This window comes from Hoyosella sp. YIM 151337 (genome assembly GCF_026041215.1).
In the GTDB taxonomy this organism is placed as follows: domain Bacteria; phylum Actinomycetota; class Actinomycetes; order Mycobacteriales; family Mycobacteriaceae; genus Hoyosella.
Map to the genome: position 1 here is coordinate 631,728 of NZ_JAPEIQ010000006.1, position 22,480 is coordinate 654,207.

The 22,480-nt window shown below is 64.1% G+C and carries 1 protein-coding gene; it reads right to left on the reverse strand.

Features of this window, described 5'->3' with window-relative positions:
• Positions 1 to 28: 28 nt before the first annotated feature.
• Positions 29 to 22,171, reverse strand: coding sequence for a non-ribosomal peptide synthetase (locus tag ONR57_RS04420; protein WP_265121699.1), 22,143 nt, complete (start codon positions 22,169 to 22,171; stop codon positions 29 to 31).
• Positions 22,172 to 22,480 lie beyond the last annotated feature (309 nt).

The window sequence follows — 22,480 nt, forward strand, 5'->3', positions numbered from 1 at the left end:
GCAGCCCTGGACTGCAGCACTTTTGGAATCACTGAGCGCGTCTCCCCCGCGTTTCGTCTTTCAGGAACTGTGCCAGCACCGGCCCGATCACAGCCAATGCGTCCGGCTCAATCATCTGCTGGTGACGCACCGGGACGTCGACGACACGCATCTTCGGCAGCTGCTGCGCCCATTCCCGCGGCGTGCGCAAGACACCGGCGGGATCCACCGTGTTATCGGCTGCGAAGAACAGCGCCCGGCCGGAGTACACGTTCGGTTCGAACGAGCGCATTATTCGTGCCGCGTCAGCGAACCCGCGGTGGATACGCTCGATGTGCGCAGCTGTGAGGCCAGTGGGCTGACCAAAAGCACTGTCGAGTTCCGCGGCCGCCGCCTCGTAACTCAGTGCAGCTCCTTCCGGCACGTCCACGCCGAAACTGCGGATGAGTTCAGCCATATCCGGGACATCGGTATCCGCGGCGACATAGCTGTCCAGCATCGCGAGCAGGCCAACATCCTCGCCCGCCGCGCTCAGCTGCGCAGCCATCTCCTGTGCGATTACACCACCAAGGGACCAGCCGGCCAGATGGTAAGGGCCGTTTGGCGCGATCTTTCGAATGTGCTCGACGTACGTTGCCGCCAGGTGCTCGATCGAATCGGACGGTTCAGCACCCGTCAAAGACGGCAGCTGCAGACCGTACACGGGATGATCGTCCGGGATGTACTGGGTAAGCCCTGTGTATGCCCACGACAAGCCGACACCGGGGTGCACCAGGAACACTGGCGCGCTGCGCCCCTGCTGCCGCAACCTGATAACTGGTGCGAGCAACTGCGCCGCGAGCTCGCTCGGCGCATCGTCGGGCCGCGACAGTCGCTCCGCCAGTGCCGCCGGGGTCGGGTTGAGGAACACGCTCTGCAGCCGCAATGCCCGGCCAGTGGTCTTCTCCAGTTCAGCCACGACACGAGTGACACTCAGGGAGTTGCCGCCGAGATCGAAGAAACTGTCGTAGACGCTGACCTGCTCGATGCCAAGTACCTGCGCGAACGCACCGGCCACAGCCTCTTCAGCGGCGTCGCGGGGCGCGACGTACTCCCTGCGGAGGCTCTGAAGGTCTGGCGCAGGGAGCGCCTTCCGGTCGAGCTTGCCCACCGGAGTCAGCGGCACCTCGTCGATCGGCATGATGACCGAAGGCACCATGTAGCTCGGGAGGAACTCAGCAAGATATGCCGTCAGTTCGCTTGCCGTCACGTGGACTGCGTCGTCGTCCGAGCCGCCCGCATGTGGCACCACGTAGGAGACAAGGATGGTTTCGCCCGCGGGGCCATCGACACCGGCGGTGGTAGCGAAGCTCACGCGCGGGTGGCTCGCCAGCGCAGTGTCGATTTCACCGAGTTCGATCCGCAAACCGCGGATCTTCACCTGAAAGTCGCTGCGGCCCATGAATTCGAGTTCGGGTTCGCCGCCTCGCTCCACCCAGCGGACGACGTCCCCGGTGCGGTACATGCGCTCGCCAGGGGCACCGAATGGATTAGCGACGAAGCGTTCACTCGTCAGCCCCAGTCGGCCCTGGTATCCCCGTGCCAGCGCAGGCCCCGCGAGATATAGTTCGCCGGCGACGCCAGGAGGCTGCGGCTGCAAGCGCCCGTCCAGAACCATGGCCATGAATCCGCGTGTTGTCGCTCCGATCGTAACCGGCCCGCCAGCGGCCATTGGCGCGGTGATACTGCTCATGATCGTCGTTTCCGTAGGCCCGTACGCGTTGACCATCGCCCGTCCCGGCGCCCATCGGGACACCAGTTCCGGGGGACACACGTCACCCGCAACGAGGATGGACCGCAACGTGTCGACCTCGTCCTCTTCGACGGAAGCGAGTACGGCAGGAGTGAAGAATGCGTGACTGATCTTCTGCTTCCGCAGCAGCTCGGCCATTGGTGCGCCGCCATATACGTCAGGTGGCGCCACGACGAGTGTCGCGGCCGCGCTGTACGCCATGAGCATTTCGAAGACCGAAGCGTCGAAGCTGGGTGACGCCGAATGCAGCACTCTCGCGGAACTCGTGACCCGAAGATGATCACGCTCTTCCGCTGCCAGGCTCGCGAGCCCGTAATGGGTCACCGCGACGCCCTTCGGCTTGCCCGTCGAACCTGACGTGTAGATGAGGTAGGCCGGATGAGCGAGGCGCAACGGCCAGATGCGGTCCGCATCCGTGATCGCGGCAGTGGATTGTGCGTCCGCCAGCGACGACAGGGCCGGGCCATCCAATTCAAGCCATGGCAGGGTGCCCGGCAGCGCCTCTCGGTGCGTCACGACGGTAAGACCGGCTACCGCAGCGGAGTCAGTGAGCATGTGTTCAATGCGGTCGGCTGGATAGCGTGGGTCGACAGGTACGAACGCCGCCCCCGTCTTCGCTACCGCCCACACGGCGAGGACGGATTCGATTGAGCGGGGCAGACCGAGAGCAACAACTTTCTCGGGGCCCGCGCCGTACTTCGCAAGCACTCGCGCAAGCTGGTTCGACCGCTCATCAAGTTGCCGGTACGTCAGCACGGCGTCACTCATGACAACAGCGTGCGCGTCCGGATCTCGCCGGGCAGCGTCCGCCAGGATATCCGGCAACAACCGTGGCTCGAGACCTTCAGGCCCGTGCACCGGCGCGTACCGAGCAACCTCAGTCCCGCTGAGCAACGGAATATCGCCAACCTTGATTTGCGGGTCATCGACGACGGCCCGCAGAATCCGCACGTAGCGGTCAGCGAATGCTGCGATCGTGTCCGCGTCGAACAGATCTGTGGCGTACGTGAAAGCGGCTTCGATGTCTGGCTGGCCGGCTGTCGCACCGTCCCCACCGAGAATCAGTTCAAGGTCGTACTTCGCGATCGACGTTTCGAAATCCAGGGGTTCGACGTGGAGGCCGTCGAGTTCCACCTCTGGCCGAGTGATGTTCTGGAACTCGATGGTGGCCTGGAACAACGGCGAGTGCGCCGTTGACCGGTCGGGGTTGAGAACCTCCACCAAACGCTCGAATGGTACGTCGGAGTGCGCAAAAGCGGACAGGTCCGTCTCGCGAGCGTGCGCGAGCAGTTCCTCGAATGTCTCCGCGCCTTCCACTTCGGTGCGCAACACCAGCGTGTTGACGAACATACCAATGAGATCGTCGAGCGCGGCTTCGCCGCGGCCCGCGACAGGGGTGCCAATCGCGATGTCCGTGGTACCCGACAATCGTGAAAGCAGTACCGCGAGCGCCGAATGAAGCACCATGAACACCGTTGCGCCCTGCCGCCGCGCGAGTTGCTCAAGCTGGGCATGCAGATCTGCGGGGATGGTAAACCGGTAATCCGCTCCCCGCAGCGTCTGCTGCGCGGGGCGAGGCCGGTCGGTGGGCAGCTCCAGCACATCAGGAAGACCTGTGAGGGCCCGCTTCCAGTAGTCAATCTGACGCGCCGCGAGGCTCGCTGGTTCGTTCTCATCGCCCAGGGTTTCGCGCTGCCACAGGCTGTAATCCGCGTATTGCACCTGCAGCGGCGCCCACGCGGGAGCATTGCCTGCCTTGCGGGCGTGATACGCCGTCACGACATCGCGCGCGAGCGGACCCATTGAGAAGCCGTCTGCGGAGATGTGATGTACCACAACCAGCAGCACGTGCTGGGTCGCACTGAGCTGGAACAGTCTGGCCCGAAGTGGCACTTCAGCGGCAACGTCGAACCCGGTGCCCGCGAGCCGGATGATGCGAGCACGCAGCTCAGCCTCGCTGGCCACCTGCTGCGGTGAAAGCTGCGCAACCACCTCGCTGGCGGGCACAATTACCTGCGATGGCCCTTGGACACTATCTGGGAAAACCGTACGCAACGCTTCGTGCCGCTCGACGACGTCTCGCAATGCCGCCGCCAGCGCGTCCACGTTGAGCGGACCGGTGAGCCGCACGGCGAGTGGCACGTTGTAAGCCGGCGAGGACGTATCGAACTGGTTGATGAACCACATGCGCTGCTGCGCAAGTGATACCGGCACATAGTCCGGGCGTGGTCGCGGCTCGAGCGCGGGACGCGCCGGCCCGTGCGAACCCGCTGCTTCGGCGCGGTTCGCGAGTTCCGCGACCGTCGGAGCATCGAAAAGTTCCCGGACACCAAGCGCGACGCCGAGCGCCTCATTCACGCGTGCGATGACGCGCGTCGCTACCAGCGAGTTGCCGCCGAGGTCGAAGAAGCTCGCGCTGACGCTCACGCGTTCAGTGCTGAGCACCTCAGCGAACACTCCCGCGATGATTTCCTCGACCACGTTGCGCGGCGCCACGTACTCGGGTTCAGTCATGACGCTGTCTGGTGAGGGCAGCGCCCGGCGGTCGAGCTTGCCGACCGGTGTGCGGGGAACCTCGTCGATCGGGATGATGACCGACGGCACCATGTGCGAGGGCAACGACCTGCCGACAAACTCAGCAAGCTCCTCGGTATTAACGCGGCCGTCGTCGTGGGGCTGCACATAGGCAACAAGTGTCGTCTGGCCGTTCGGCGACGTGTGGCCGATCGTGGCCGCGAAGCCGACAGCCGGGTGCGCGCGCAGCGCTGCGTCGATCTCACCGAGCTCGATGCGGAAGCCACGTACCTTCACCTGGAAGTCTGACCGGCCAACGTAATCGATCTGGAGGTCGCCCTGTTTGTCGCGCAGCCACCGCACCACGTCACCGGTGCGATACATGCGCTCACCCGGCTCCCCGTAGGGGTTCGCAATGAAGCGCTCGGCGGTCAGACCGCGGCGCTCGTGGTAACCGCGCGTCAGTCCCTCCCCGGTGACGTACAGCTCGCCACTCACTCCGACGGGGACAGGTTGCAGCCGTGCGTCGAGCACCAGTGCGCGGGTACCGCGGATCGGGCCACCGATCAGCACCTGCTCTCCTGCGGCCATCGGCGGACTGATCGCCACCATAATGGTCGTCTCGGTGGGACCGTAACCGTTGTAGAGGTTACGCCCCGGCGCCCACGCGTCGACGAGGTCGGGCGGCACCGCCTCGCCACCGACACTGACATTGGAGAAGTGTTCGAGCCCTTGCGGATCCATGGAACCGAGTGCGAGCGGGGTGATGAACGCGTGCGTCACCTTCTTGGTACGGATGATCTCCGCGAGTTCAGCACCGCCATACACAGTCGGGGGAATAATCACCATCGTCGCCGCGCTGCCGAATGCTTGCAGCAGTTCGAGCACGGATGCGTCAAAACTCGGGGACGAGAAGTGCATGACGCGTGCGTCGCGGGACACCTGAAAATGCTCTTTCGCTTCGAGAGCGAAGTTTTCCAGGCCCCGGTGCGTCGCCAGTACGCCCTTCGGCTTCCCCGTCGAACCGGACGTGTAGATGATGTACGCCGCCGTGCCGAGCAGCACCGGCCCGTGGCGCTCCTCGCTGCGGATCGGCTCACTGGAGTAGCGGCCCAGCAACTCGGCGAACTCTGGAGTGTCGATGACCAGCCACTCCGTGTCGCCTGGCAGCGCATCCGCGTGGGCGCGAGTCGTCAGCCCAAGCGCGGCACCGGAGTCCGTCAGCATGTGTTCGATCCGGTCCACGGGGTAGGTCGGGTCGACGGGTACGTAGGCGCCCCCGGCTTTTGTGACAGCCCAAATCCCGAGGATCGATTCAAGTGACCGTGCAATCCCCAGAGCCACAAACGTCTCCGGCTTTACTCCCCGCTCGAGCAGCACGCGTGCTAGCTGACTCGATACGCGGTCGAGTTCGCGGTAGGTGATCTCCCGCTCGCCGTCGATCACGGCAAGCCCGTCGGGGTTCTCCGCCACCGCGTCCGCGAGGAGTTCTGGCAGCGACCTGACAGTCCTGCCCCGCACCCCAGACACTGGTACGAGGTCCGCATACTCGTCTGGATCGAGAACGCAGAGTGACGCGTAACGCTGCTCCGGCGCGTGCGCGAAGTGCCGCATCATCCGCACGTAGCGCTGCAACACCGAGTGCATGTCTGCGGTGCTGAACAGGGACGGGAAGTACTTGAGTTTGACGTGCAGAGCAGTACTGGTGTGCGCGACAAGGGTCACTGGATAATGCGCGGCATCAGCGCCATCCAGACCAGCGATGCGCATGCCCGCGAGGTCTGTTTCCGCAGTAACCCCGGCGGTGTCGACTGGATACGACTCGAAAACTGCAAGCGTGTCGAAGCCTGCGCCTGCACCGGCGGCTCGCTGGATATCGGCGAGCTGCACGTAATGGTGATCGAGGAGTTCAGCTTGCTCCCCCTGCACCCGGACAAGCAGTTCGGAGAGGGTTTCGCCCGCCTCGAGCCGGATGCGGACGGGCAGGGTGTTGATGAACAGGCCCACCATCTCTTCCACACCGCTGATCTCCGGTGGCCGTCCCGACACTGTTGTCCCGAAGACGACGTCGTCACGAGAAGTCAGCGTCGCGAGCACGATTCCCCACGCCGTCTGGATCACCGTGTTGAGGGTGATGCCGAGCTGCCGTGAAAGGTCCGTAAGCGCCGCGGTTTCCGCCTCAGTGAACTCCGCGCTGATCTCGGTCGAGTCCACTTCGAGCTGCCTGGCGCGGTCCAGCGGCACGAGCGTCGTCGGCTCCTCGGTTCCTGCGAGTGCGCTGGTCCAGGCGCGGAGCGACTGTTGCGGGTCCTGGCGGCGCAGCCACGCAAGATAGTCACGGTATGAGCGAACAGCAGGGAGCTGGGCCGCGTCGCCGTCGAGGACATACAGCGTGATCAGCTCGCGCAGCAGCAGCGGCGTTGACCAGCCGTCGAGCAGGATGTGGTGGTTCGTGATGACTAGCCGGTAGTCGCCCTTGCCGAGGCTGATCACAGCGAACCGGATCAGCGGCGCCGCCCCCATGTCGAACTGTTGCTGCTTGTCCGCGCTCAGAACCTCCACCAGCGCCTGCTGCGGGTCGTCATGATCGCTGAGATCGATGTCGCGCAGCGGTACGGTAAGACCGTCGACAACGACCTGGACGGGGTTACCGGCGCTGTCGGCGGTGAAGGCCACTCGCAGATTGGCGTGCCGATCAAGCAGTGCCTGCGCTGCTCGGCGCATTCGTTCGGGGTCGACGCTGCCTGTGGCGTGCAGGACAAGTTGCACCATGTAAGCGTCGACGGATTCTTCGGCGAGCACGGCGTGGAAAAGCAGCCCCGACTGCAGCGGAGACAACGGCCACACGTCTTCGATCCGCCGGAATCGCTCCTCAAACCGGTCGATCGTGGTCTGGTCGGTCTGCACCAGATCGAGATCGGACGGCGTGAGGCCACCGGCATCCGGCCGAGTCGCGTGACGCGCGATGGCCGTCAGCGCGTCCACCCATGTCTGCGCGAATTCGCTGGCGTCGGCGGCCGTGACGAGTTCCGTCGCGTACCCGATGGTTGCGCGGAGCACTGGGCCATCTGCGGTCGCTGCGGTAACGGCGTTGATGTCCAGCGTTGCCATCGCCGCCATGTCACCATTCTGCGCCGCAGCGAGATTGGCAGTGTCCTCATCGTCGCCTACTGGCAGCCAGCCCAGTGCACGCAACTCTTCCGGCAGCTCTGCCGTGGTGAATCGGCCAAAGTAGTTGAAGCTCACTTGTGGCCGGCGGAGTCTGCGCAACTCTTCGGCGCCGACTGGGTCGAGGTAGCGCAGCTGACCGTAGCCGATGCCGCGATCAGGTATGCCACGCAGTGTTTCCTTCACTGCCTTGACGATCACACCGGCCGCTGGCCCGGCCGCGAAAGCGTCATCAACATCTGCGCCCGCAAGTTCGAACCGCACGGGGAAGATCGTGGTGAACCAGCCCAGGGTGCGGGAAAGATCAGCACCTGGCACCGCGTCTTCTTCGCGGCCGTGACCCTCGAGGCTGATAAGTGGCGCTTCCGCGCCCCGCCACTTCTTCAGCGCAAGCGCAAGTCCCGCGAGCAGGCCATCATTTACCCCGCCATGGAAAGCCTCCGGCACACGGGTCAACAGCTGCTCAGTTATGTCGACAGGGAGTTCGACCGTCAACCGCTCAACCGTGTTGTTAGTGTCACGGCGCGGATCGAAGTCGCGCGCGCCGAGCAGTGGATCCTCTCCGGTGAGGAAGCTCTTCCACATGCCCAGTTCGGTTTCGCGCGCCGCAGCGTTTTCCCGGAGCCCGGTACTCCATCGGCGGAACGAGGTCCCGATCGGCGGAAGTTGTGGTTCTTCGCCCGCCGTGATCTGGTTCCACGCAGTCGCAAGGTCAGGGACGAGCACCCGCCACGACACGCCGTCGATAGCGATGTGATGGATGACCAGCAGTATGCGGCCACCGTCCGCGCCCGCGTCGAGCCAGACTGCTTGCAGCATCACCCCGCTGTCTGGGTCGAGTCTGTCCGCCGCCTCATCGAGAGCCTGTTCAGCCGCGGCGGTGAATTCCGGCGCGCCCGGCGCGGCTGCGACCTGCACGTGTGTGAGGAGGTCTGCGGCGCGCACGGAGCCCGTTTCCGCCACGACCAGTTCAGCACCGGCCATGCGCGAGCGCAGCAAGTCGTGCTGGTCGAGAACGGCCTGCAGGGTGCGTGCGATACCGGTTTCGTCGATACCGGGAGGCAGCGTAAGCAGTGCACACTGGGCGTACCGGTGGTAGTGGCCGCCGCGTTCGCGCATCCAGTGCATGACTGGCGTTAGCGGGAGCGCGCCGGTTCCGCCACCGGGAAGCTCAGCAAGCGCCGAAAGCTCCGACTCCCCAACGACTCTGGCGACCTGTGTGAGGGCTGCGACCGTCTTCAGGTTGAAGACGTCTCGCGGGCTGATGTGTATCCCCGCGGCTTTGGCCCGGGTGACGAGCTGGATCGACATGATCGAGTCACCGCCGAGCGCGAAGAACGAGTCGTCAACGCCCACCGATGGCAGTCCCAGTACCTCAGCGAACACCGTAGCGAGTTTCGCCTCGAGCGGGGTAGCGGGCGCGCGGCCCTCCTGTACGAGGGCACCGAAGTCCGGTGCTGGCAGGGCCCGCCGATCGAGCTTGCCGTTGGCGGTAAGCGGGAACTCGCCGACCACCACTACCGCGGCTGGCACCATGTGCGCGGCAAGCGTGTCGCCGAGCGTATCGAGGATCGCAGCCGGTGTCAGGTGGCTTCCTGCTTCAGGTACCACATAGCCGACAAGCCGCTCTGACCCTGGGCCCGAATCCGCCCGCATCAGGACTACCGACTGCGCGACACCGGGGTAGCGGAGCAGCGCGGCTTCGATTTCGCCGAGTTCGATGCGGAACCCGCGCAGCTGAACCTGGAAGTCGGAACGTCCCAGGTATTCGAGCTGGCCTGCGCGGTTCCAGCGCGCAAGGTCACCGGAGCGGTACATCACCTCACCGGGCGCACCGTACGGATCGGCCACGAACCGGCTCGCCGTGAGGTCAGGACGGCGCAGGTAGCCGCGCGAAAGCTGCGGCCCGGAAACGTACATTTCGCCGATTGTTCCCGGCGGTACCGGGCGCAGGCGTTCGTCGAGGACTGCGACGCGCAGACCCGGCAGTGCCTGTCCAATCACGGACGCGGCCGCGGTGGCAGCGAAGGCACGGTCGAGCGCGAGGTAGCTCACGTGGACTGTCGTCTCAGTGATGCCATACATGTTGACGAGCTGTGGAGCATCGTCGGCATGGCGCGCGTACCAGCGCCCGAGTTGCGCGAGGTCCAGAGCCTCACCACCAAAGATGATGTAGCGCAGGGATAGGCCGCCGCGTGTGTCTGCCAGCCGCTCAGCTTCGGCGAACTGATAAAACGCCGAGGGCGTCTGGTTCAGCACGGTGACGCCTTCGCGCCGGACGAGTTCGACGAACTGGTCGGGGTTTCGAGCGGTGAAGTAGTCGACCACGACGAGTTTGCCGCCATACAGCAGGGGTCCCCACAGTTCCCACACCGAGAAGTCAAACGCATACGAGTGGAACATGGTCCATACGTCGGTCTCGGAAAAGCCGAACTTCTCATCAGTGTTCGCCATCAGCGTCAGCACCGTGCGGTGCGGGACGGCGACACCTTTTGGCTTGCCCGTCGATCCGGAAGTGTAAATGACGTACGCGGTGTGGTCCCAGCTCAGCGGCGCGGTACGGTCCGCATCGCTGATTTCAGCGGCGCTATAACCTGACAGGTCGGTGTCGAGATGGATCAGCTCGGCGGAGCCAGCGGGAAGGAGCGTTTCCTCTCTCGCCGTGGTGATGACGGCAACCGGCGCGCCATCGCTGAGCATGAACTCGATCCGGTCAGCGGGATAGGTCAGGTCGACGGGCAGGTACCCCGCGCCAGATTTGACCACTGCCAGGAGCGCCACAATCAGTTGTTCATCCCGCGGCACAGCTACCGCTACAAGCTCGTCCGGGCCGGCTCCGGCCTCGATGAGTCGCCTGGCCAGTCTATTCGACCGCGCGTCGAGCTCCGCGTAGGTGAGTGTGCGCACCCCATCCGCGGTGGTGAACGTCACCGCAGTGCGGTCGGCGAATTCCGCGGCCTTCTCGGCGAAGCGGTTCGCAAGGTGCCGCGGTGCGATGTCAGTACCGGGGTGGTTCCACGAGGTCAGCATCGCGCGTTGTTCAGCTTCGGAAAGCAGCGCGATATCTCCAACGGGGAGCGTGGCAGTTTGCGCGATCGACCGCAGAATCCGCACGAACCGATCGGCGAAGACCTGCACTGTCTCCTCGTCGAAAAGGTCTGTCGCGTAGACGAACCCGGCCCGGATTCCAGCTGGGCTGCCGGAGCCATCGCGCTCTTCCCGAACGGAAAGCTGAAGGTCGAACTTCGAGATGTGGTCCTCGAACTCGACCGCGCTCACGGTTAGTTCAGGCAGTTCGAGTACCGCTTCCGGGTTGTTCTGGAACTCGAGCAGCACCTGGAAGAGCGGCGAATGAGACGTCGAGCGCTCGGGCCGGAGCACCTCAACGAGTTGCTCGAACGCGATATCCGCGTGGGTGAACGCGGCCAGGTCAGTTTCACGGATCTGCGCGAGGGTGTCACTGAACGAGGCGTTCAGATCGATCTCGGTCCGCAGGACCAGGGTATTGACGAACATGCCGACCACCGGGTCCAGCACAGCTTCCCCGCGTCCGGCGATTGGTGTTCCAATGGCGACGTCGTTCTTGCCCGAAAGCCGCGAGACCAGCACCGCGAGCGCCGCATGCATGAGCATGAACATCGTTGAGTTCAGCTCACGGGCGACCTCGGTGAGGTGCCTGTGCAGTTCCGTGTCGATGGTGAAGCGGACGAGACCGCCTTGCAGCGACGCGGTCACGGGGCGTGGCCGGTCCGCGGGCAGGTCGATCACGTCCGGCAGTCCGGCGAGCGCGGACTTCCAGTACTCCAGCTGACGAGCGGAGACTGATTCCGGGTCGGATTCTTCGCCGAGCAACTCACGCTGCCACAGTGCGAAGTCCGCGTACTGGATCGCGAGGGGCGTCCACTCAGGTTCCTGGCCATGCAGGCGCGCGGCGTAGGCGACCATCACGTCCGCAGCGAGCGGTGCCATCGAGAAGCCGTCCGCCACGATGTGGTGAACCACGATCACGAGTACGTGCTCGCGCTCGCTGACGCGCAGCAACTGCGCCCGTACGGGCACCGCCTCTGTAGCGTCAAACCCTTCCGCGACGAACCGCTGGATGTGGTCGACCACGCCGTCCGCCGACACAGCAATTGGCGTCAAATCCACTCCGACTTCAGTCGCCGGAACGATGACCTGCACTGGGCCGTCGAGCGTTTCAGGGAACACCGTGCGCAGCGACTCGTGCCGTTCAAGCACATCGCCGATCGCTCGCTCGAGCGCATCCTTGTTCAGGCGGCCGGATAGGCGCAGCGCCATGGGGACGTTGTAGGCCGGCGAGTCGGGATCGAACTGGTTGATGAACCACATCCGCTGCTGCGCAGGCGAAAGCGGAATCCGCGCGGGCCGCGGCCGCGGCGCAAGTTCCGGACGGTCACCACCGTAGGCCCCAAACTGCTCGATGCGCGCCGCGAGCGACTCAACGGTCGGCGCTTCGAACAGGTCCCGAACGCCGATGCGGGAACCGAAGGCCGCGTTCGCACGGGCTACAAGGCGCGTCGCGACCAGCGAGTTACCGCCCGCGTCGAAGAAGTTCTCGTCAACGCTGATTCTGCTGACCCCGAGCACGTCAGCGAACACACCGGCCAGGATCTCTTCGATCGGGTTCGAAGGCGCCCGGTACTCGACCGCTGCGAACCGAAAGTCTGGTTCGGGGAGGGCGCGGCGATCGAGTTTGCCGGTGACCGCGAGCGGGATCTCGTCGATCACCATGATCAAGGCGGGAACCATATACGCAGGCAGGAACTTCGCGACATGGTCGGTGAGTTCCTTCGGGCTGGCTGTCTGCCCCGGTGCTTCGTGCACGTATGCGACGAGCACAGTCGCACCCGACGGGCCTGTCTTGCCAAGCGTCGCTGCGAAATCGATTGACGGGTGGCTCGCGAGCGCGGAGTCGATCTCGCCGAGCTCGATCCGGAAACCACGCACCTTCACCTGGAAGTCGGTACGGCCCAGGTACTCGAGCTGATAGTCGTCGGACCAGCGAACGAGGTCACCCGTTCGGTACATCCTTTCACCCGGCGTGCCATAGGGATTCGCGACGAATCTGCCCGCCGTGAGCCCGAACCGCTCATGATAGCCGCGCGCGACACCGAGACCGGAGATGTAGAGCTCTCCCGCGATGCCCTTCGGCACCGGCTGAAGGCGCTGGTCCAGCACCACAGCAGTCACGCCATTGAAGAGTTTGCCGATTCGCACGGGCTCTCCAGGCTTCATCGGATCGCTCATCGTCGCGACGATTGTTGTTTCAGTCGGCCCGTAGCCGTTGAACAACCGACGGCCCGTCGCCCAGTGGTCGACCACGTCTGGCGGGACGGCTTCGCCGCCAACCACCACGAACTGGAAGTGCTCGACCTGTTCGCGGTCGAGTGAAGCGAGGCCGAGTGGAGTGATAAAGCCGTGTGTGACCCGCTGATCGCGGATCACAGCGGTGAGTTCTTCACCGCCGTACACGTCCGGCGGAACGAGAACGATAGAGGCGCCGGCGCCGAAGGCCATCAGCACTTCGAGCAGCGACGCGTCGAAGCTAGGTGATGCGAAGGACAACACTCGTGAATCCTTGGTGACGGACGGATGCGCCACCATGGCCGGCGTGAAGTTGTCTAGCCCCGTGTGGGGAACGACAACGCCCTTTGGCTTGCCGGTCGAACCGGACGTGTAGATCAAATACGCGGAATTTTCCAGACGAAGCGGCGCACGGCGCTCCGCATCGGTGACGGGCGCCGGGGACTGGGCGGCCATACGCGCCTGGAATTCCGGATCGTCCAAACACCACCAGGGCACCAGTGCCGGTAGCGTCGCCGCGTGCCGCGTGCTGGTGAGGCCAGCGACGGCACTCGAATCGTTCAGCATGTGCTCGATGCGCTCAGCGGGGTAGGTCGGGTCGACCGGAACGAATGCGCCCCCGGCCTTCGTCACAGCCCACAGTGAGATGAGCCATTCGAATGAGCGCGCGAAACCAAGTGCGACGAAATCCTCTGGTCCGACGCCTTCTTCGATCAAGATGCGTGCGATGCGGTTTGACTGCTCCTCGAGCTCTCGGTACGTGAGCTGTCGATCACCGTCGATCACCGCGGGCGCGTTGTAGTCCCGAATGCCCATCGTCAGGAGGTCCGGCAGCACCTCGAGCCGGTTACCGGGGCCACCACACACGGATGTGACGTCCGCGGTCTCCGTGTCGTCCATCATGGAGATGCGATGAACTGGCACGTCGGGCTTCTGTGTAACCCCTTCGAGTAGCAGGCTGAGCCGCTTGATGAACGACCGTACGGTGGACGCGTCGAAGAGGTCTACCGCGTACCTGATTGCGGCCGTGAATCCCCCACTGATGCCGTTACGCCGCTCGGAGAACACGAACTGCAGATCGAAGTTCGCGATGTCGATATCGATATCGAGAAGTTCAACCGAGAGCCTGGGCAGGTCGAGGCGTGGCTTCTCATTGTTCTGGAATTCGAGCATCACCTGGAACAGCGGCGAATGCGCCTGCGAACGCTGCGGATTCAGCACCTCGACGAGCCGCTCGAACGGCAAGTCAGCCTGTGCGAAGGCAGCCAGGTCCAACGAGCGGGCGTGCCCCAGCAGGTCTGCGAACGACGCGTCCGGGTCGACGTGGGTACGCAACACCAGAGTGTTGACGAACATGCCGACGAGCTCGTCAAGCTCCACTTCACCGCGGCCGGCGATGGGTGTGCCCACTGGAATATCCCGGCTCCCGGTGAGCCGAGCCAGCAGCAGTGCCACAGCCGCGTGGACGACCATGAAGACCGTGGTGTTGTTAGCACGGGCGAGTTCCACCATGCGCCCGTGCAGTTCCGCGCTGATCTCGAACTCTTCGACAGCGCCCCGCAGCGATTGCACGGCAGGCCGTGGCCGGTCAGTGGGCAGTTCCAGCACCTCAGGGATACCTGCGAGCGCGGTCCGCCAGTATTCGAGTTGCGCGTGCGCGAGCGAATCGGGATCGTTCTCGTCGCCCAGCAGCTCACGCTGCCACAACGCGTAATCGGCGTATTGCACTGCGAGCGGCGCCCAGTCCGGTTCTTGCCCGTTCGCTCTCGCGGTGTATGCGATCACGACGTCACGAGCGAGGGGCGCCAGCGAAAACCCATCGGAGGCAATGTGGTGCACGACGACAAGCAACACGTGCTCGTCGGGTGCAAGCGAGAACAGTCGCGCTCGCAACGGCACCGCGGTTGCGACATCGAATCCCGCGAAGGCGAACTCGGCGATGAGTTCCCGCAACCGCGACTCGCCTGCGACCGCATGCGCTGACAAGTCAATCGGCACTTCGGCACCAGGCAGAATGACCTGCACCGGTCCCTGCGGTGTAGCGGGGTAAACGGTGCGCAGCGATTCATGGCGTTCGACAACATCGCGCAGGGCCTGCTCGAGCGCCGCAGTGTCGATGTCACCCGTCAGCCGGATCGGCATCGGAACGTTGTATCCCGCGGACGTGGTGTCGAACTGGTTGATGAACCACATCCGCTGTTGTGCAAGGGAAACCGGCACAACTTCAGGCCGGGGCCCTGCGGTGAGCGGCGGCCTGACAGCGCCCCGCGCGTTTTCACTGCGCCGTGCGAGCGCCGCGACGGTCGGTGCGTCGAACAGATCGCGCACGCCGACGTCCGCGCCGAGTGCAGCGTTGATGCGGGCCACTAGCCGCGCTGCAACCAGGGAGTTGCCGCCTAAGTCGAAGAAACTGTCGTTTACGCTCACGCGGTCGATACCGAGCAGGGCGGCGAACATTTCCGCGATCACTTGTTCGGCCGGGGTGCGGGGCGTTACGAAATCAGCTGTGGCAGTGAGCAGTTCCGGTACCGGCAGGGCTTTTCGATCAAGCTTGCCGGTGGCACCGAGCGGGAACTCGTCGAGTATCACGAACTGGGCAGGCACCATGTAGCTCGGCAGCGCCGCAGCCACGGCATTCGCAAGATCCGCCGTATCGATTTCGTGCCCATGCGCTGCCACCACGTACGCGATAAGGCGGTCGCCGGTGTGCTTGTCCTGATGCACCAGCACAGCCGATTGCGCGACCGGCTGTTGTTCAAGGAGAACAGCTTCGATCTCTGGCAGCTCGATACGAAGGCCGCGCAGTTTGACCTGGAAGTCGGTCCGCCCGATGTAGTCGAGTTCGAGTGCGCCCGCGGCGCCTTCACGCCAGCGCACGAGATCACCGGTACGGTACATCCGGCTCCCCGCGCTGCCGTGCGGGTTAGCGACAAAGCGATCCGCGGTGAGGTCTCCGCGCTTGATGTAGCCGCGCGCGAGCTGGATGCCCGCAAGGTACAGCTCACCCGGCACACCCAGCGGCACTGGGCGCAGTGCAGCGTCAAGAACCAGAACGTCCGTGTTCCACACGGGTGCGCCGATCGGTACCGACACGGTATCGCTGGCCGTGTACTGGTGGTACGTGACGTCGACTGCCGCTTCCGTCGGTCCGTACAGGTTGTGCACCGCGGCGGTGGTGTGCGCGGCGAACTCGTCCACAACAGCTGGCGGTAGTGCTTCACCACTGCAGAACACTGCCCGCAGTGACCGCAAAGCCGTGGCCCGGTTGCTGTCGGCGGTCGCGGCGAATGTGGCGAGCATGGAGGGCACAAAGTGAAGGACGCTCACGCCAGTGCGCTCAATCAGTTCCGCCAGATAAGCCGGATCCCGATGACCGTCTGGTTTAGCGATGACAAGCTGCGCACCAACCTGCAACGGCCAGTAGAACTCCCACACCGACACGTCGAAGGTGTATGGCGTCTTTTGCAGTACGACGTCACTGGCCTGCAGTTTGTACTCACTCTGCATCCAGATGAGGCGGTTGACGATGGCGCGGTGGGTAACGGCAACACCCTTGGGGCGCCCTGTCGAACCTGAGGTGAAGATGACGTACGCCGTGTTGTCCGCACGCAGCGGCGCTCGCCGGTCGGCGTCGCGCAGTGGCGCGGACGAGTAACCGTCGAGGTTCACCGCACCGAGGACGAAAACCGGCACACTGGTGCGCACGCCCAGGTCGTCGTGCGAAGAGACGAGCACACACACTGGTGCCGCGGTTTCGAGTACGTACTCGTTGCGGTCCGCCGGGTGATCCGGATCAACCGGAACATACGCGCCGCCCGCGAGCGTGACGGCGTACATGCCCACGAGCAGATCGAACGAACGCCGCATTGACAGAGCGACGGTACTGTCGGGGCCGACACCGCGCGCGATCAGATACCGCGCCAGACGGCTTGCGCGGCTTTCGAACTCGCGATACGAGAGTGTTTCACCGTCGTATTCGAGCGCGGGCGCGTCCGGGGTGCGGGCGGCCTGCGCAGTGAACAGGTCAGCAAGCGTCACTTCGGGAATGTCGGCCCGCTCACCGGTACCGGCGTTGAGTATCTGACCTCGTTCCGGTTCGTCGAGCAGATCAATTTCGCTGATCACAAGACTGGGATCGGCGCTCACCTGGTCGAGTACACGCAGGAACTGCGTGCTGAGCCGCTCGATCGTCGTCCGTTCGAAAAGGTCGGACGAGTAGGTGATCGACGCAAGCATGTCGCGTGGGCGCCCATCCTCATCGAATTGTTCGGTGAGGATGACCTGGAGATCGAACTTGGCGGTTGCGGTCGCCAGCGGAGCGGTCTCCACTTTGAGCCCGGGCAGCTCCACACGTGCTTCACCGAGGTTCTGGAACTCCAGCATGACCTGGAAGAGCGGCGGATGGGACGTGGACCGATTCGGCTTAAGGACGTCGACGAGGCGCTCGAACGGTACATCGGAGTGGCTGAACGCGCCAATATCCACTGCCCGGGCCTGCGCCAGCAGACCGGTGAAGTCGAGATCCGGCTGCACATCCGTCCGGAGGACGAGCGTGTTGACGAACATTCCGATGAGGTCGTCGAGTGCCGCTTCCCCACGCCCAGCGACGGGTGTACCGATGGCGATGTCATCACTGCCGGACAGCTTCGCGAGCAGCACGGACAGCGCCGAGTGCACCACCATGAACAGCGTGGATCCGCTCGTGTGGGCGAGTTCCAACATCTGATTGTGCAGATAGGCTGGCACCACGAACGTGTGTTCGTGGCCGCGCAGTGACTGCACCGCGGGACGCGGATGGTCCAGTGGGAGTTCCAGGACGTCTGGCACGCCCGACAGAACTTCCTCCCAGTACCGAAGCTGCTGGGCGGCAATGCTTTCAGGATCATCTTCGGCACCGAGCAGCGCACGCTGCCACAGCGCGTAATCCGCGTATTGCACCTCGAGCGGCTCCCACTCAGGTGCGCCACCGCTGATGCGGCTGGTGTACGCGAGCACGACATCCCGTGCGAGCGGCTGCAGTGAGAACCCGTCCGCACAGATGTGGTGGACGACCAGTACCAGCGTGTGGTCGGTTGCGGTCCGCTGGAACAACCGCGCTCTCAACGGCAGTTCCCGCGTCACATCGAACCCATCGGACGCGAACTGCTGAATGTGTTGCGCGAGTTCGCTGTCCGAGTTGACCTGCCGGGGCGACACATCCGGGACCGACTCGTCCGCGGGGCGTATCACCTGATACGGCCCATCTTCTGAGCTGGGGAACACCGTCCGCAGTGACTCGTGCCGTGCAACAACATCGCTCAGCGCCAGTTGCAGTGCGCCCGCATCAAGCGTGCCGCGCAGCCGCACGGACATAGGCACGTTGTACGCCGGCGACGTGGTGTCGAACTGATTGATGAACCATATTCGCTGCTGCGCAAGGGAGAGCGGGATACGTTCTGGCCGTTCCCACGGCACCAGCGCGACACGCTGCGAGTCGCCGTGCTGTTCGACCCGTACGGCCAGTGCGCTCGCCGTGGGTGCCTCGAAGAGGTCGCGGACAGTGATTTCGCTTTGCAGTGCCGCGTTGATGCGCGCGACAGCGCGCGTCGCGATGAGTGAGTTGCCACCTGTGTCGAAGAAACTGTCATCGACGCCAATCGAGTCCACCGACAGGATGTCAGTGAACACTTGAATGATGATTTCCTCAACGGGGTTTGTGGGTGCGCGGAACCTCGTTCGGGTGCTCGCCGCGAAGTCCGGCTCTGGCAGCGCGTTGCGGTCAAGCTTTCCGACAGGATTGAGCGGAATCTCATCGAGGATGACAACCGCGGACGGCACCATATAAGTAGGCAGGAACTCTTCGAGGTGCCGTGTCAGCTCCCCTGGCTCGGTCTCCTGTCCCGGCTTGAATTTCACGTACGACACCAGCACTGTGTCACCGCTGGGGCCTGGCCGGCCTAGTGTAGCCGCGACGCTGACCGAGGGGTGCTTCTCGAGCAGGGTGTCGATCTCCCCAAGTTCGATCCGGAACCCGCGGACTTTCACCTGGAAGTCAGACCGGCCAACGTACTCGATAGTGAGATGTCCCGTACGGGGTGCGTGCGCCCACCTCGCCAGGTCACCGGTGCGGTACATCCTGCCACCGTTCGGCGCGTACGGGTCCGCCACAAATCGGGATGCGGTGAGTTCACGGCGCTCGTGGTACCCCCGGGCGAGTCCGAGCCCGGTGATGTAAAGCTCACCAGCCACACCCATCGGGACGGGTTTCAGGCGCGAATCGAGGATCACCATTCGCGTGCCGCGAATCGGGCCGCCGATGGAAATCGGATCGCCTGGTACCAGAGGCTCACTGATCGCGGTGACGATCGTGGTTTCGGTGGGCCCGTAAATGTTGTGGAACGTCCGGCCCGGCGCCCACTTGGTCAGCAGTTCACGCGGCAGGGCCTCACCACCCACGGCGATGTGCTGGACGTGTTCAAGCCCCTCTGGCTCGACCGACGTGAGCGCCATTGGCGTGATGAATGCGTGTGTCACCGCATGCTCATGCAGCACACGGTGCAGGTCCTCGCCACCGAAAACCGTGGGCGGAACGATCACCATGGTTGCACTGTTCGCAAGGCTGAACAGCATTTCGAGCATCGACGCGTCGAAGCTCGGTGACGAGAACGCCATAACGCGTGATTGCGGCGTCACCCGGTATGCGTCGCGCTGTTCCGCGGCGAAACTCTCAAGGCCGTGATGTGAGACCGAGACACCTTTTGGTTTACCGGTAGAACCGGAGGTGTAGATCACATACGCGATGTTGTCGAGCCGGAGCGGAGCGAGCCGGTCGACATCGGTCACCGTGCTAACTGGGAAATGTTTGATCAGTTCGCGGGTGGCGGGGTCGTCCAGAACGATCCACTCGATGGTGTCGGGCAGCAAGTGGCGCTGATCCCGCACCGTGAGACCGACGACCGAGCCGGAATCCTCGATCATGTGCTCGACGCGGTCACGCGGGTAGTTCGGATCAACCGGTACGAATCCTGCGCCAGTCTTCGCGATCGCCCACGTGGCGAGGACAGATTCGGCCGACCGAGCGATGCCCATCGCAACCAGCTGTTCAGGCCGCGCCCCGGCGCGCTCGATCAGATACCGAGCAAGCTGGCTGGACAGCGAATCGAGTTCCTCGTACGACACGCGCCGATCACCGGCGATGATCGCCACGCCGTCGGGGTTCGCTGCCGCTGAACGGGCAAACACTTCTGGCAACGGCACGCGGGTAGCCGATTCCGGTCCCGTAACCGGCAGCAGTGTGTCCGCCTCGGTGGCGGTCAGCAGCTCATGGTCGCCCAGTGCTACCTCAGGCTTAGCGAGCGCCTCCTGCAGCAGCGTGAGCACGCGCTGACCGATCATCGTCGCAGTTTCGGGCGTCCCCACATCGTCGGTGAAGGAGAGCGTGAGTGCAGCGCCTTTGCCGAGCCGGAAAGCGAACTGGATATCGCACACAGCGAATTCAGGTCCGAACGCCGCGCCCCGCGCGGGGCTCCCCGCTGCCAGCATTGCGCCGTCAACGCTCAGCGCCGCGTGACAAGGGGCGACACGCTCGTCATCACCATCAGCGCGCAATGCGGCGGTAATTTCGGGCAGCACGGCGCCCAGCGCGGTCCGCGCGACCGTATAGAGGTTGCTCTGTGCCCTGAGGGCGGCCTCAGTCAGCGGCTGCGCGAGGTCAACTCCCGTCCGGAGGACTATCGCGGTGGCCTCGGCGTCTGGCTCAGCGGTGACGGGAATTCCCAGCCCAAGGTCATCTGATGCAGTGATGCGGGCCAAGGCTGCAGCGACGATCGCAGCAAGCACCGCGAATTCAGTGTTCCCGGATTCCCGCGCGAAGCGGCGAAGGCTGTCGGAGGTATCGGATGCCAGTGGAAGTGAGACCTTTGCGGTGTCCCCCCGGCGCCCATTCGGCCGGGTCGTGAACCCCGGGAGCTCCAGAGAATTCGGCAATCCCGACAGCGTCTCGCGCCAGAACTCGCTGCGGATTCGCTGACGGTGACGCTGGATTCCGATTTCAGCGGTCTGCTGGTGCACGGTTTCGAGCGGCGCTGTCCGTTCTGACGAGAGAAACTCCTCGAGAAACGCCATGTACCGCTGGTGGTGCTCACGCAACAGCTCGTCGGTATAGAGATTAGGGTTGGCACGAAAGTCAACGTGCGTGCGCACCGGGTTTCCCCGGGGATAGATGTTGACGAGGAGGTCTTCAACCGGTCCCGACGTCAGAATGGTGAACTCACCGACGATATCGCCAAGGTCGATGTTCTGGTCGAAAAGCATGGGGTTGACGATCGGACCGAGCAGTCGCCGCGGAGAGTCTCCCAGGCCAATCTCGTGACGGATTTCCTCGACACCGAACCGCTGGTGCCGGAGCGTACCAAGCTGCTCGGAATGCACCGCCTGCAGCAGCTCTTCGATCGTTTCGCCGGCCTCGACCGACACTCGGAGCGGGAACGTGTTCGCGAATGTTCCACCCGCATCGCGCTGCTGTTTGTTGACGCGGCCCAGCATGATGGAGCTGACGGTGACGTCCTTCTCACCCGTCATGCGTGAGAGGTACACCGCGAAGGCGCCGACGAGCACGGCCGCCGCGGAAACCCCAAAGATTTGGTCCGAGTTCTCCAGGCGCTCCGCCGCCTGCGGGGACAACGCCGCCGTTTCGAGCTTCGTACGGGGCAGCGCCTGCGCAGTCCCCTCGACCAGGCTAGAGACCACGTTGCGGCCACTGAGGCGCTCTAGCCAGAAGTCCCGATCCGCGGCATACCGGGCCGACGATCGATAGGTGACATCTGCTTCGTAAGTACTGTAAAGCTCAGTGAACGGCGCGGGTGACGGCTCACGCCCCTGCTTGATGCTGCGGTAAATCTCGGCGGCACGGCTCACCCACCGGGTCGCCGCGTAGCCATCGAGTGCGATGTGATGGATACGCCCGTACCAGAGGTAGTGGTTCTCGCCGACCTGTATCAGCGCGCTGATACCGATGCGGTCACGCAAAAGATCAATGGGCGTCGAGTATTCCTCGTGCATCCACTCGAATGCGGCGGCTATCGGATCTGGCTTGTCACGGAAGTCGTAACGCTCGATGTGCTTCTCGGGACCGAGCGCCACGACCTGCATCGGCTCTCCGTCCTGCTGCAGGATGCGCAGTGCGCCGGAGCCGAGTTCGCAGCGGGCACGATCAATCGAGTAGTCAAGCAAATCCGGATCGAGTTCACCGCGCAGTTCGATGTACTGCGCGATCGAGACCGGCACGTCGGGGTCGAGCTGCTGGGCGAACCACATGCCGTACTGGGCCTGTGAGAGCGGGAAGGGCTCGAAGGCACGCGTGTGTGCCGCAATCCACGATTCTTGATCGTGCTGCGGCGTAAGGCCCTCAGTCACCTACTACCCCCTCCGTTCTGCGAGTTCTGCGACCTGATGCTCGCGCAGAGAAGTCCCCCTCCACTGCTACTCCCTGCCGTTCATGCCACCAAGCGGACCTCAACTGCGACCTTCTTCTCCGCCCTGAGTAAAGGCCTCATCGTCCGCCGCCACTGGGCAGACACTGGTGCTCATCACTCTGAATGATCGCTAACTCCCTTAGCCGTGTTACCGACGCCACAGGCTGATACAGGCTACTCGCCTGCACACAAGCTAACTAACGCGGCACACGTACGCTTGCTGCAACCTACTCGAACGTTCGTACTCCAT